The following is a 13,447-nucleotide window of genomic DNA, read 5'->3' as shown; positions in this document are numbered from 1 at the left end:
AGCGGGTCCCTTGCTTATTGCTGCTCGACGAGCGCGCGTGCTTCGGCCACGTGGCCGCGGTACGCTTCGAAGATCTTGCGCAGCGCTTCGTCGAAGGTCGACTTCGGCGCCCAGCCGAGCTCCTGCATCGTGTTCTCGATCTTCGGCACGCGGTTCTGCACGTCCTGGTAACCCGCGCCGTAGTACGCGCCCGACGACGTTTCGACAAGCTGGACCTTCTTCGCGGAGTCGGCGTACTCGGGGAACTCGGCAGCGAGCGCAAGCATCTTGTGCGCGAGCTCGCGCACCGAGAAGTTGTTGGTCGGGTTGCCGATGTTGTAGATCTTGCCCGTGGCGACGCCGTTCTTGTTCTCGATGATCTTCATGAGCGCTTCGATGCCGTCGTCGATGTCGGTGAACGCGCGCTTTTGCGCGCCGCCATCGACGAGGCTGATGTTCTCGCCGCGCACGATATGGCCGAGGAATTGCGTGACGACGCGCGACGAACCTTCCTTCGGCGTGTAGATCGAGTCGAGGCCCGGGCCGATCCAGTTGAACGGACGGAACAGCGTGAAGTTCAGGCCTTCCATGCCATAGCCCCAGATCACGCGGTCCATGAGCTGCTTGGAGCAGGCGTAGATCCAGCGCGGCTTGTTGATCGGGCCGTAGGTGAGGGCGGATGCGTCCGGGTCGAACTGCTCGTCGGAGCACATGCCATAGACCTCGGAGGTCGAGGGGAAGACCAGGTGCTTGCGGTACTTCACCGCCGAACGCACGATCGGCAGGTTCGCCTCGAAGTCGAGTTCGAACACGCGCAGCGGTTGCTGCACGTAGGTCGCGGGCGTGGCGATGGCGACGAGCGGCAGGATCACGTCGCACTTCTTGACGTGGTATTCGACCCACTCCTTGTTGATCGTGATGTCGCCTTCGAAGAAGTGCATCCGCTCATGCTTGACGAGATCGCCGAGGCGGTCCGTCTGCATGTCCATCCCGAACACTTCCCAGTTCGTGGTTTCGAGGATGCGCTTGGAGAGGTGATGGCCGATAAAGCCGTTCACACCCAGGATCAGGACTTTTTTCATGGACGGGGGACAGATGAAGTGAGTTCGGAGAATGCGGCGGGGGTAACGATGGTCTCTTGACCATGATGCTGGCGCCGCAGCTCGTGGATCGCGATGGCGCGGCCGTCGCCGCAGACGGCGAAAAGCGCATTATCGCTTACGTAGATACCCGGGGGCAATTGGCCCGATATGCCGGGCGTCGCTACGCCGGGGCGCACGAGGCGCGCGCGGGCGATCACGAAGCGCTCCTTGCCGATGTCGACGAACGCGCCGGGATAGGGCGGCGCGACTGCGCGGATCAGGTTGTAGACGTCCTGGGCGCGCTGCGTGAAATCGATGCGGCCGTCTTCGGGCTTGCGCCCTCCATAGTAGCTGCCATGCGAGAGATCGTTCGGCAGATGCGGCGCCTCGCCCGCGATCAGCGCGGGCAGCACGCGCCAGAGCGTCTGCTCGGCGGCCACCGTCACCTTGTCGAATACCATCGCGGCGGTGTCATCGGGCAAGATCGGCACAGGGGTCTGCGCGATGATTGCGCCCGCATCGGGCTTGGCGGCCATCTCGTGCAGCGTCGCGCCGGTCTCAGTTTCGCCCTTGAGCACGGCCCAGTTCGTGGGCACGCGGCCGCGATACTTCGGCAGCAGCGAGCCGTGCATGTTGTAGGCGCCGCGCGCGGCGATCGCGAGCAGGTCCACCGGCAGCATGTGCCGGTAGTAGAACGAGAAGATGAAGTCGGGCCGCGCGGCGGCAACGGCTGCGCGCAGCGCGGGGCTTTTCGGATCGGCGGGCGTGATGGCGTCGATGCCATGCTCCTCGGCCACCGACTTCACGCTGCCGAACCAGATGTTTTCGGTCGGGCTGTCCTCGTGGGTGACGACGAGCGCAACGTCCACGCCGCGCGCAAGCAGCACCTGCAGGCAGCGCACGCCCACATTGTGATACGCGAAAACGACGGCGCGCGGCTTCATGACTGGGCTCCTTGCTGTCCACCCTGGCTACCCTGGTTCGCGGCGCTGGCGGCATTGAGCGACGCCTGCACGCCCTGCACGATGTCCTGGCGAGGCGCGCCCACCACTTCGCGGCCATTGCGCTCTTCGAGGATCGTCTGCACGAGATAGCGCGGCCGCGCGCGCACTTGCTGATAAATGCGGCCGATGTATTCGCCGAGCAAGCCGAGCGCGAAAATGATCACGCCGAGCAGGAAGAACGTGATGGCGAACAGCGTGAACACGCCTTGCACTTCCGCGCCGATGATGAAGCGGCGAATCAGCAGCAGGATGAAGAGGCCCGCGGAGCCGAGCGAGAGAATCACGCCGATGAACGAGAGCCACTGCAGCGGCACGACCGAGAAGCCGGTCACGAGGTCGAAGTTCAGGCGGATCAGGCTATAGAGCGAATACTTCGATTCGCCCGCGAAGCGCTCTTCGTGCGCGACGTCGACTTCCACGGGGTTCTGCGCGAACGTGTAGGCGAGCGCCGGAATGAAGGTATTGATCTCGCCGCAGCGGTTGATCGTGTCGATGATGTGGCGGCTGTACGCGCGCAGCATGCAGCCCTGGTCGGTCATCTTGATGCGCGTGATGCGCTCGCGCAGACGGTTCATCATGTGCGATGCCTTGCGGCGCCACAGGCTGTCCTGGCGCTGCATGCGGATGGTGCCCACATAATCGTAGCCTTCGCGCATCTTCTCGACGAGCTTGCCGATTTCCTCGGGCGGGTTTTGCAGGTCGGCGTCGAGCGTGATGACGATTTCGCCGCGCGCCTGTTCGAAGCCCGCGAGAATCGCCATGTGCTGACCGTAGTTGCCGTTGAGCAGGATCGCGCGCGTGGTGTCGGGCCGGGCGCGGAACTGCTCGGCGAGCATCGCGGCCGAGCGGTCGCGGCTGCCGTCGTTGATGAAGATGATTTCGTACGAGGTGCCGAGCGCGTCGAGCGCCGGGTACAGGCGCGCGAACAGCGCGGCGAGTCCTGCTTCCTCGTTGTAGACCGGAATGATGACCGAGACTTCCGGCGACTCCGGGGTCAAGGTGCGTTGTTCCGTTTGGGTCATGAGTGCGTCTTTTCCGTTCTGATGATGCATGTAATTGGCGTCGAAATTGCCGCTCTCAGGCGGATTCAAGCCGATTCAAGCGGGTGCGTCCCCCCTGGGCTGCCGCACCCGCGTGCCTGAATCCCGGTGTGAAGCGCCGGATCAGGCGGCGGCGCCGACTGCGTACTGCGTGCAGATGTCGTCGACGGCGCGGCACACCCGCGCCACGTCGGCGACGCTCATCTGCGTGAATAGCGGCAGCGTGACCGTGGTCGCGCCGAACCGCTCGGCGTGCGGGAACATGCCCGCACGGAAACCGCGCTCGCGATAGAGCGTGAAGAGGTGGATGGCCGGGTAGTGCACGCCCGAGCCGATGCCGCGCTCCTTGAGCTGCTCCATGAATTCCGCCCGGCTGATCGTGAGCTTCTCCAGCGGCAGCGTGATCTGGAACATGTGCCAGTTGCTGTTGGTGAAATCGGCCACCGGCAGGCCCACGCCGAGCTTCACCGCGGCGCTGCCCTCGAAGCCCGTGAAGTACGCATGCGCGAGCTTGCGGCGCTGCTCGGTGAAACGCTCGATGTGCTTGAGCTGGCCGAGGCCTACGCGCGCGGCCACGTCGGTGAGATTGTACTTGCCGCCGAGCACGTCGCAGTCCATGCCGTCGAAGCCCGTGCGTGTGATGCCCTGCAGGCGGTACTTGCGGGCGAGTTCGGCTTCGTCCTCGTTGTTGAGCACGAGCGCGCCGCCTTCGATCGACGTGAGGTTCTTGTTGGCGTGGAAGCTGAACGAGACGATGTCGCCGATCGCGCCGATGCGCTTGCCGTTCCACGTCGAACCGAACGCCTGCGCAGCGTCTTCGATCACGCGCAGCTTGTGCTGGCGGGCGATGGCGTAGAGGCGGTCCATGTCGACGGGCAGGCCCGCGAGATAGACGGGGATGATCGCCTTCGTGCGCGGTGTGATGGCGGCTTCGAGCTTGTCGAGGTCGATGTTGCGCGTGACGGGGTCGATGTCGGCGAACACCGGGGTCGCGCCCACTTCGTAGACCACGTTGCTGGTGGCGACCCACGAGGCAGGCGTGGTGATGACTTCGTCGCCAGGGCCCACGCCTGCGATGCGCAGGCCGATTTCGAGCGTCGCGGTGCCGGAGTTGAAGGTGCGCACCGGACGGCCGCCGCAGAACTCGGAGAGCGCGGCCTCGAACGCCTGATTCTGCGGACCGGTCGTGATCCAGCCCGAGCGCAGCACGTCGGCGACGCCCGCGATGGTTTCTTCGTCGATTTCGGGCTTGACGAACGGCAGGAACGGAACGGAGGACTGCGCGGATGACTGGGTCATGAGGGCTTTGCTCGTGAGAACGTCAGAAAAAATCGGAATTCGGCTGCGGTGCAAGGATGCCAGAGACACACAGGCGCGCCTCGATGCGTGCCCGGGCGTGCTTCGGTGCGCCCTAACTGCGGGCGAGCACGAACACGCCGATCAGAATGATGCCGATGCCGACAAGGCGCTGCACGCTCAGCACCTCGCCGAACAGATACCATGCGGCGAACGCGTTGACCACGTAGCCGAGCGAGAGCATCGGATAGGCGATCGAGACGTCCACGCGCGAGAGTCCCACGATCCACACGACCACGCTGAACACGTAGCAGGTGAGTCCGCCGATGATCGGCAGTTGCGTCGCCAGCTTCCAGCCAATGGGCACGATGTTCGCACGGGTGAATTCGAAGTGTCCAACGGCATTGACACCGGCTTTCAGCAACAGTTGCGCACAGGCATTCAGGCCGACACCGGCGAGAATGCAGATGAGGGAAATCGGATTCATCGTGTTGGATGGTTAATAAGGGCTGGATATAGGCGCGAAGTGAATTAGTGGCGGAATTGCCGTGGCGCGCGGCTGGCGGGCCCGCTACGGTTGCTCCGGCCGCACAATGGCGGTGTGCTGGCGCCCGGCCAGTTGTCGCTGGCCGCCATCCACGCTCCACGCTCCACGCAGCGGCGGCGCCCAGCATTATCGCCCATGCGCGCGGCATGACCGCCGCAAGCCGGGCGTCGTCAGGGTTGCGGCTTCTCGACGATCACGCGGCGCGAGTCGCGCGCGATCACCTGCATCGGGAAGCCCTGGGCGGTCAGCTCGTTATAGCGATCCGTTGGCATCAGCGCGAGCGCATAGCGCTCGTCCTTCCAGCGCTGCTCCCATTCCGCGATGGTCGGCACCCATTTTTGCGGCTCCTCGGAGATGCCGAAGGCCAGTTCGTCGGTCACCTGCACCATCGTCATCGGGTGGCGCACGTAGAAGGGCATCGTGTGGTCGAGCACGCCCACCGAGTAGAACGGCGTGTCGGGCGGCAGTTTCGCGATGGCCGCTCGCACCGCGGGCGCGAGCGGCGCGCCCGAGCTGAGCGTGCCGAACACGTCATGCCCCGTGCCTGCGATGGTCGCGAGCAGCAGCCACGCGGCGCCGAGCGCCACGGCCGGCGCGCTGGCGCCCGTCTCGGGCGTGCGTTTCGCACGGTTCAGGCGCAGCCCGATCATGGTGGCGATGAAGGCGACCGCGGCGGCCGCGAACACCCAGACCTGGAACTCGCGATAAAGGGCGTTGGGATTGCGCGAGTCGCCAATGCGCGTGAGCACGAAGGAACCCGCCATGAGCGCGACGGCGAGCAGCGCGTAGCCCGCCAGATGGCGGTGCCACTGCTTGCGCGTCATGAGCGGCAGATACAGGCCGATGACAAGCGCAAGCGGCGGCGCGATCGGCAGCGTGTACGACAGCAGCTTCGAGTGCGAGGCGCTGAAGAACAGGAAAATGAACACGCTCCAGACCAGCATCAGCGTGACGGGGGCGAAGCCGTTGGGCTGGCTCGGCGCGCGCAGCGCATGGCGCACGCTCTGGACGCTCACCGAGAGCCACGGCAGGAAGCCCACCAGCAGTACCGGCACGAAATAATATAACGGGCCGGGACGGTTCTGCGCCGGTGTGAGGTAGCGCTGGAACTGCTGGACGATGAAAAAGAAGTTGAAGAACTCGGGATTGCGCTGCTGCACGAGGATGAACCACGGCGAGACGATCGCGAAGAACACGATCAGGCCGCTCACGAGGTAGAGGCGCTTCCAGAGCGCCCAGTCGCGCGCGATCACCGTGTAGAGCACCAGCACGGCGCCCGGCAGGATCAGGCCGATCAGGCCCTTCGAGAGTACCGCGAGCGCCATCGCCCCCCAGCAGACCCACATCCACAGGCGCGCCGTGCGCGCAGGCAGGTTCGGGCGCTGGGCCAGCAGCAGCGCGCAGAGCGTGAGCTCCATCCAGAAGGACAGGGCCATGTCGAGCGTGTCGAAGTGGCCCATCAGGTTCCAGTATGGCGCGCAGGCGAGCACCAGCGCGGCGAAGAAGCCCGTGGCGGCGTTGAAGACACGCGCGCCGGTGAAGCCGATCAGCAGCACGCCCGCGAAGCCCGTGAGGGCCGTGTAGAGGCGCGCCTGCCATTCGCCGATGCCGAACCACGCGAACGTGAGCGCGTTCATCCAGGTTTGTAGCGGCGGCTTCTCGAAATACTTGTAGTCGTTGTAGCGCGGGGTGATCCAGTCGCCGCTGGCGAGCATTTCGCGCGCCATTTCGGCGTAGCGGCCTTCGTCGCTCGGCACCAGATGGCGCCAGCCAAGCGGCACAAACCAGATGACGGCGAGAGCGACGATCAGGAGCAGGATCGCGCTGCGATTGAGCGGCAGCCGCGAGGGCGTATCGTTCATGGGTTCCAGCCTGTTCTTGTTGATGTTGCGGTCGGTCAGGCGGCGCGGCGCCCGTAATTTCATGGCGGGCGCGCAGCGCCCGCGCGGCGCGCAAGTGTACTACGGCGCGCCGGGCTTACCTGAAGGCGGGCTTAAGGCGATGCCGCGCACTAACCCGCGGCCCGGCTTTCGATCAGGATTGAATCAGGATTCGATCAGGAGCGCGGCGGCCACGCGCCGGCCTTCGGCCATCAGGATGTTGTAGGTGCGGCAGGCAGCCTTGAAATCCATCGCCTCCACCCCGATGCGCTTCGTGCCAAGCGCCGCGGTCAGGCGCGGATGGGGAAAGCGCAGTCGATCGCCGCTGCCGAATACCACGACCTCGGGGTCGAGCGGCAGTAGCATCTCGAAAAGTTCGGGGCTCAAGGCGTCGAACGCGCTGACCGGCCAGGGCATGACAGGCGTCTCGGGCATCACGATGACGCTGCCGGTATGGCGTTCGAGGTTGATTTCGACGTAATCGGCGCCGTAACCGGTGACGGTGTTCAGGGCGCCGCTAGAGTCCTGGTGTAGTTTCAAAACTTCGGTTCCGGAAGGTCTCGGTTCGGGAGGCGCGCGGCTCGGTGCGCATTGCGGAAGTCGGCCAAAATCCGCTAAATTATAGCTTTTTAGCGGCTGCGACGACGGGCCTTGCTCATAAGGGCCCGATGGCGTGCTCTGAGGCGCGCCGAAGGCGCAACCAGTGCCGGCCCCGGCAGCGAGCCTTCCGCGTGCGCATGGCGTGTGCGTTCAGTGTGCCTGTCGTGCGCTTGCGCCATCCGCCTCAGCCCATCGGCCCGGGTCATCATCCATCGAAGGGCGAACGCAGTCACAAGCTGCAGGCTGGCTGCCAGACCGTACAATCCATGAATTCGTGCATTGCGTGCTTCCTGGTGCGGCACGCAATGCATGTCGTCTATGCCGATCAACCCCGTCGCAGCCCGATCCAGATTTTCAGACTGCCTCCGGAAACAACACACGCTTTTGGACCAACCGCCCGCCGTGAAACCGATCCTCAAATCCAACAAGCTGCAGAACGTTTGCTACGACATCCGGGGGCCGGTGCTCGAGCATGCCAAGCGCCTCGAAGAAGAAGGCCACCGCATCATCAAGCTGAATATCGGCAATCTCGCGCCGTTCGGCTTCGATGCGCCCGACGAGGTCATCCAGGACATGATCCTGAACCTGCCGGGCTCCTCGGGGTATTCGGACTCGAAGGGCGTGTTCGCCGCGCGCAAGGCGATCATGCATTATGCGCAGCAAAAAGGCGTGAAGGGCGTCGAGCTCGATGACATCTACATTGGCAACGGCGCGTCCGAGCTGATCGTGATGGCGATGCAGGCGCTCCTGAACGACGAAGACGAAGTGCTGCTCCCGGCGCCCGACTATCCGCTCTGGACGGCGGCGGTGAGCCTTTCAGGCGGCACGCCCGTGCATTACATCTGTGACGAGTCGAATGCCTGGATGCCGGATCTGGACGACATCCGCGCGAAGATCACGCCGAACACGCGGGCGATCGTGGTCATCAACCCGAACAACCCCACGGGCGCGCTGTACTCGGACGAACTGCTGCAGGGCATCGTGGCGATTGCGCGCGAGCACGGCCTGATCATTTTCGCCGACGAGGTCTACGACAAGATCATCTACGACGGCAAGACCCACACGGCACTCGGCTCGCTGTCCGAAGACGTCATCACGGTTACGCTGAACAGCCTGTCGAAGAGCTATCGCGCGTGCGGCTACCGCGCGGGCTGGATGTTCCTGTCGGGCATGACGGCCGAGAACCGCCGCCGCTCGAAAGACTACACCGAGGGCCTGGGCATTCTGGCCTCGATGCGCCTGTGCGCGAACGTGCCCGGCCAGTATGCGATCCAGACGGCGCTGGGCGGCTACCAGAGCATCAACGAGTTGATCCAGCCGGGCGGGCGCCTGTATCGCCAGCGCGAACTCGCCTACAACATGCTCACCGCCATTCCGGGCGTGACCTGCGTGAAGCCCGAAGCGGCGCTCTACATGTTCCCGCGCCTCGACCCGAAGCTTTATCCGATCGAGGACGACCAGCAGTTCATTCTCGACCTGCTGCTCGCGGAGCGCGTTTTGCTGGTGCAGGGCACGGGCTTCAACTGGAAGCAGCCAGACCACTTCCGTGTGGTGTTCCTGCCGAACGTCGACGACCTGACCGATTCGATCAACCGCATCGCGCGCTTCCTCGACAACTACCGCCAGAGGCACGGCACCTGAGCCGCGTCCGGCATACACGCCATGCGCGCCGCGCGGCTGACTGTCCGGCGCGACGCAACCGCTTTTCCTTTTAAACACTTAGACGAACACACGCTGCATGGAACCGATCAAAGTAGGTCTCTTGGGCTTCGGCACGGTAGGCAGCGGCACCTTCACGGTACTGCGCCGCAACCAGGAAGAAATTAAACGCCGCGCGGGCCGCGGCATCGAGGTTGCGCGCATCGCCGTGCGCAACCCGGCCAAGGCCACGGCGGCGCTCGGCGACGAAGCCGGCACGGTCGAGCTGACGAGCGATTTCAACGCGGTCGTCGATGACCCGTCGATCTCGATCGTCGCCGAAATGATCGGCGGCACGGGCGTCGCGAAGGATCTCGTGCTGCGCGCCATTGCCAACGGCAAGCACGTGGTCACCGCGAACAAGGCGCTGCTGGCGGTTCACGGCACCGAGATCTTCGAAGCGGCGCGCGCCAAGGGCGTGATGGTCGCGTTCGAGGCGGCGGTCGCGGGCGGCATCCCCATCATCAAGGCGCTGCGCGAAGGTCTCACGGCCAACCGCATCGAGTACATCGCGGGCATCATCAACGGCACCACGAACTACATCCTTTCGGAAATGCGCGAGCGCGGCCTCGACTTCGCGACCGCACTGAAGGGCGCGCAGGAGCTGGGCTACGCCGAAGCCGATCCGACCTTCGACATCGAAGGCGTGGACGCCGCGCACAAGGCCACGATCATGAGCGCGATCGCGTTCGGCGTGCCCGTGCAGTTCGACAAGGCCTACGTGGAAGGCATCAGCAAGCTCGACGCCATCGACATCAAGTACGCGGAAGAACTGGGTTACCGCATCAAGCTGCTGGGCATCGCGCGCCGCACGGAGAAGGGCATCGAGCTGCGCACCCACCCCACGCTGATCCCGGCCAAGCGCCTGCTCGCGAACGTGGAAGGCGCGATGAACGCGGTTGTCGTGCACGGCGACGCCGTGGGCACGACGCTCTACTACGGCAAGGGCGCGGGCTCGGAGCCGACGGCTTCGGCCGTGGTCGCCGATCTGGTGGACGTCACGCGCCTGCACACGGCCGACCCCGAACACCGTGTGCCGCATCTGGCGTTCCAGCCGGACAGCCTTTCGAACACGCCGATCCTGCCGATCGACGAAGTCACGAGCGGCTACTACCTGCGCCTGCGCGTGGCCGACCAGACCGGCGTGATGGCCGACATCACGCGCATCCTCGCAGACAGCGGCATTTCGATCGACGCGCTGCTGCAAAAGGAATCGGAGCAGATCGACGCGCAGGGCAAGGCGGAAACCGACATCATCCTGATCACGCACGAGACGGTCGAGAAGCGCGTCAACGCGGTGATCGCGCAGGTAGAGAAGCTGGCGACCGTGAAGTCGTCGGTGACGAAGCTGCGCATGGAAGGACTGAACTGAAGCGCTGAATAAGGCAAAGGCAATGAATTACGTATCGACGCGCGGCGCGGGTGCCGGCGAACATCACTCGTTTTCCGACATCCTGCTGGGCGGCCTCGCACGCGACGGCGGCCTGTATCTGCCGGCCGAGTATCCGCGCATCGGCAAGGAAGAACTCGCGCGCTGGCGCGGCCTCTCGTACGCGGACCTCGCGTTCGAGATCCTCTCGAAGTTCAGCGACGACATTCCCGCCGAGGACCTGCGCGACCTGACGCGCCGCACCTATACCGCCGCCACGTACTGCAACGTGCGCCATGGCGAGGACGCGAGCAAAATCACGCCGCTCACCACGCTCGGCGAGGAAAACGGCGCAAAGCTTTCGCTGCTCGAACTCTCGAACGGCCCGACGCTCGCGTTCAAGGACATGGCGATGCAGCTGCTCGGCAACCTGTTCGAGTACGCGCTCGCGAAGGCGGGGCAGCAGTTGAACATTCTCGGCGCGACTTCCGGCGACACCGGCAGCGCCGCCGAATACGCGATGCGCGGCAAGAAGGGCGTGCGCGTGTTCATGCTCTCGCCGCACAAGAAGATGAGCGCATTCCAGACCGCGCAGATGTTCAGCCTGCAGGATCCGAACATCTTCAATCTCGCGGTGGAAGGCGTGTTCGACGACTGCCAGGACATCGTCAAGGCGGTTTCGAACGATCACGCGTACAAGGCGCAGCAGAAGATCGGCACGGTCAACTCCATCAACTGGGCGCGCGTCGTGGCCCAGGTCGTCTACTACTTCGCGGGGTACTTCGCGGCCACGAAGAGCAACGACGAGCGCGTCTCGTTCACGGTGCCTTCGGGCAACTTCGGCAACGTCTGCGCGGGCCATATCGCGCGCATGATGGGCCTGCCGATCGAGAAGCTCGTGGTGGCCACGAACGAGAACGACGTGCTCGACGAGTTCTTCCGCACGGGCGTCTACCGCGTGCGAGCCTCGGCCGAGACGTATCACACGACCAGCCCGAGCATGGACATCTCGAAGGCGTCGAACTTCGAGCGCTTCGTCTACGACCTGCTCGGCCGCGATCCGGCGCGCGTGACGCAGCTGTTCCGCGACGTCGAGGAAAAGGGCGGTTTCGATCTCGCGGCCAGCGGCGACTTTGTGCGCGTGCAGCAATTCGGCTTCGTGTCGGGGCGCAGCAGCCACGAGGACCGCATCGCCACGATCCGCGACGTGTACGCGCGCTATCAGACGATGATCGACACGCATACCGCGGACGGCGTGAAGGTCGCGCGCGAGCACCTGCAGCCGGGCGTGCCGATGATCGTGCTCGAAACCGCGCAGCCGGTGAAGTTCGGCGAGACGATTCGCGAGGCGCTCGATCGCGAGGCGGAGCGTCCGGCGGCGTTCGAAGGGCTGGAGGCGCTGCCGCAGCGCTTCGAAGTCATGCCGGCCGATGCCCAGCGCGTGAAGGACTACATCGCCGCTCACACGGGGCTTTGATGGCCCGCTGAGGGGCCTGCGAACCCTGGTCGCGCCCGCGGCCAGGGCGCTGCAAATCCGTGGCATAAAGCGCAGCGGCGCAACGCCGCGTCCTCGCCGCTACAATACCGACAGACCACTTCTGTCGAAGGCGCCGCACGCGGCGTCCAGTCAAGCCCACTATCCCCGCCAATGTCCACCCCTCAATCGCCATCCTCCGCTGCAGCCGCGCCTGCGCCGCGCGCGCCGATGCTTTCGACCGCCGACGCGCTCGCCACCTTGCTGGCCGCCGCCCGGCCCCTGACCGATGCCGCACACGGCGGCGCCACCGAGACGCTTTCGACCTTCGACGCGCTCAACCGCGTGCTGGCGGTCGAGGTCGTCTCGCCGCTCGATGTGCCGCCAATGCATACGAGCGCGATGGACGGCTACGCGGTACGCGTGGCCGATCTCGCGCAGGGCAGCCGCCGTCTGCCGGTCTCGCAGCGCATTCCCGCCGGACACGCGCCGCAGCCGCTCGCGGCGGGCACGGCGGCACGGATTTTCACGGGCGCGACGGTCCCTCCGGGCGCCGATGCCGTGGTGATGCAGGAACAGACCGAGACGGCCGACGGCGAAGTGACGATCCTGCATGCGCCGAAGGCTGGCGAGTGGATTACCGCTCAGGGCGCCGATATCAAGAAGGGCTCGGTAATCCTGCCCGCGGGCACGCGACTCACGCCGGCGGCGCTCGGGCTGGCGGCGTCAGTGGGGTGTGCGACGCTCACGGTCACGCGCCGCGTGAAAGTAGCGGTGTTCTTCACCGGCGACGAGTTGACCATGCCGGGCGAGCCGCTCAGGCCGGGCGCGATCTACAACTCGAACCGCTTCACCCTGACCGGCTTGTTGCGCAACCTGGGCTGCGAAGTCACCGACTACGGCATCGTGCCGGACCGGCTCGACGTCACTCGCGCGACGCTGCGCGAGGCCGCCGCGAAGCACGACCTGATCCTGACCTCGGGCGGCGTGTCCGTGGGCGAGGAAGACCACGTGAGGCCGGCGGTGGAGGCCGAGGGGCACATCAACATGTGGCAGATTGCGATGAAACCGGGCAAGCCGCTGGCGTTCGGCGCGGTGCGCCGGCCTCGGGGCGGGGCGCAGGCTGCCGCTGATGAGGCGTTCTTCATCGGGCTGCCGGGCAATCCGGTGTCGAGCTTCGTCACCTTCCTGCTGTTCGTGCGGCCGTTCCTGCTGCGCCTTTCCGGCGCGACCCACGTGAGCCCGCGCGCGCTCTCGCTGCGCGCCGATTTCACGCAGGCCAAGGCCGATCGCCGCAACGAATTCCTGCGCGCGCGCGTGAATCCGGCGGGCGGCCTCGACTTGTTCGCGAACCAGAGCTCGGCGGTGCTGACCTCGACCGTATGGGGCGACGGCTTAATCGACAATCCGCCGAATCATGCGATCAGCGCGGGCGAGACCGTGCGTTTCATTCCTTTCACCGAACTGCTGTATTGAGT

At 65.3% G+C, this 13,447-nt stretch carries 11 protein-coding genes; 4 read left to right on the top strand and 7 right to left on the bottom strand.

Translation table 11 applies throughout. The annotated features are described in order from the left end of the window. Window positions 1–14 precede the first annotated feature (14 nt). The 7 genes from P5W98_RS08120 to P5W98_RS08090 all read right to left on the bottom strand — a co-directional run bounded on the left by P5W98_RS08120 (window position 15) and on the right by P5W98_RS08090 (window position 7,368). Window positions 15–1,061: a bifunctional UDP-4-keto-pentose/UDP-xylose synthase gene (locus tag P5W98_RS08120; protein ID WP_213295231.1), complete on the bottom strand. Its 1,047-nt coding sequence runs from the start codon at window positions 1,059–1,061 to the stop codon at window positions 15–17. After that, on the bottom strand, window positions 1,058–2,005 hold the full coding sequence (locus P5W98_RS08115; protein ID WP_421024093.1) for a formyltransferase: 948 nt from the start codon (window positions 2,003–2,005) through the stop codon (window positions 1,058–1,060). Before P5W98_RS08115 ends, P5W98_RS08120 begins: the two co-directional genes overlap by 4 nt. Then, window positions 2,002–3,087, bottom strand: coding sequence for a glycosyltransferase (locus tag P5W98_RS08110; RefSeq protein ID WP_421024092.1), 1,086 nt, complete (start codon window positions 3,085–3,087; stop codon window positions 2,002–2,004). Before P5W98_RS08110 ends, P5W98_RS08115 begins: the two co-directional genes overlap by 4 nt. A 141-nt stretch (window positions 3,088–3,228) precedes the next feature. Then, complete coding sequence (locus P5W98_RS08105; RefSeq protein WP_434660229.1) at window positions 3,229–4,404, bottom strand: DegT/DnrJ/EryC1/StrS family aminotransferase; 1,176 nt, start codon at window positions 4,402–4,404, stop codon at window positions 3,229–3,231. Between the two features lie 112 nt (window positions 4,405–4,516). After that, window positions 4,517–4,888, bottom strand: a complete 372-nt coding sequence (locus P5W98_RS08100) for an SMR family transporter (RefSeq protein WP_421024090.1) — start codon at window positions 4,886–4,888, stop codon at window positions 4,517–4,519. 230 nt (window positions 4,889–5,118) lie between these two features. Then, window positions 5,119–6,810, bottom strand: a complete 1,692-nt coding sequence (locus P5W98_RS08095; RefSeq protein WP_434660227.1) for a glycosyltransferase family 39 protein — start codon at window positions 6,808–6,810, stop codon at window positions 5,119–5,121. 183 nt (window positions 6,811–6,993) lie between these two features. Next, complete coding sequence (locus P5W98_RS08090) at window positions 6,994–7,368, bottom strand: Mth938-like domain-containing protein (protein WP_421024088.1); 375 nt, start codon at window positions 7,366–7,368, stop codon at window positions 6,994–6,996. Window positions 7,369–7,830: 462 nt separating this feature from the next. On the opposite strand from P5W98_RS08090, the gene P5W98_RS08085 reads away from it, so the two are divergent. From P5W98_RS08085 to P5W98_RS08070, 4 genes are all read left to right on the top strand, one after another. Then, on the top strand, window positions 7,831–9,069 hold the full coding sequence (locus P5W98_RS08085) for a pyridoxal phosphate-dependent aminotransferase (RefSeq protein WP_421024087.1): 1,239 nt from the start codon (window positions 7,831–7,833) through the stop codon (window positions 9,067–9,069). 97 nt (window positions 9,070–9,166) lie between these two features. After that, on the top strand, window positions 9,167–10,498 hold the full coding sequence (locus P5W98_RS08080) for a homoserine dehydrogenase (RefSeq protein ID WP_421024086.1): 1,332 nt from the start codon (window positions 9,167–9,169) through the stop codon (window positions 10,496–10,498). A gap of 22 nt (window positions 10,499–10,520) precedes the next feature. Continuing rightward, on the top strand, window positions 10,521–11,972 hold the full coding sequence (gene thrC / locus P5W98_RS08075) for a threonine synthase (RefSeq protein ID WP_421024085.1): 1,452 nt from the start codon (window positions 10,521–10,523) through the stop codon (window positions 11,970–11,972). A 228-nt stretch (window positions 11,973–12,200) separates the two neighbouring features. Next, window positions 12,201–13,445, top strand: coding sequence for a molybdopterin molybdotransferase MoeA (locus P5W98_RS08070; RefSeq protein ID WP_421024084.1), 1,245 nt, complete (start codon window positions 12,201–12,203; stop codon window positions 13,443–13,445). The last annotated feature ends 2 nt before the right edge of the window (window positions 13,446–13,447 follow it).

Source organism: Paraburkholderia sp. A1BS-2L (assembly GCF_051125205.1).
In the GTDB taxonomy this organism is placed as follows: Bacteria; Pseudomonadota; Gammaproteobacteria; order Burkholderiales; family Burkholderiaceae; genus Paraburkholderia.
This window is presented reverse-complemented; position numbering and strand designations above follow the sequence as displayed.

Bases quoted from the DNA above. Each gene is read 5' to 3' on its own strand.
- P5W98_RS08110 (WP_421024092.1), bottom strand. From the start codon at position 3,087: ATGACCCAAACGGAACAACGCACCTTGACCCCGGAGTCGCCGGAAGTC.
- P5W98_RS08070 (WP_421024084.1), top strand. From the start codon at position 12,201: ATGCTTTCGACCGCCGACGCGCTCGCCACCTTGCTGGCCGCCGCCCGG.
- P5W98_RS08080 (WP_421024086.1), top strand. From the start codon at position 9,167: ATGGAACCGATCAAAGTAGGTCTCTTGGGCTTCGGCACGGTAGGCAGC.
- P5W98_RS08120 (WP_213295231.1), bottom strand. From the start codon at position 1,061: ATGAAAAAAGTCCTGATCCTGGGTGTGAACGGCTTTATCGGCCATCAC.
- P5W98_RS08095 (WP_434660227.1), bottom strand. From the start codon at position 6,810: ATGAACGATACGCCCTCGCGGCTGCCGCTCAATCGCAGCGCGATCCTG.
- P5W98_RS08100 (WP_421024090.1), bottom strand. From the start codon at position 4,888: ATGAATCCGATTTCCCTCATCTGCATTCTCGCCGGTGTCGGCCTGAAT.
- thrC (WP_421024085.1), top strand. From the start codon at position 10,521: ATGAATTACGTATCGACGCGCGGCGCGGGTGCCGGCGAACATCACTCG.
- P5W98_RS08105 (WP_434660229.1), bottom strand. From the start codon at position 4,404: ATGACCCAGTCATCCGCGCAGTCCTCCGTTCCGTTCCTGCCGTTCGTC.
- P5W98_RS08115 (WP_421024093.1), bottom strand. From the start codon at position 2,005: ATGAAGCCGCGCGCCGTCGTTTTCGCGTATCACAATGTGGGCGTGCGC.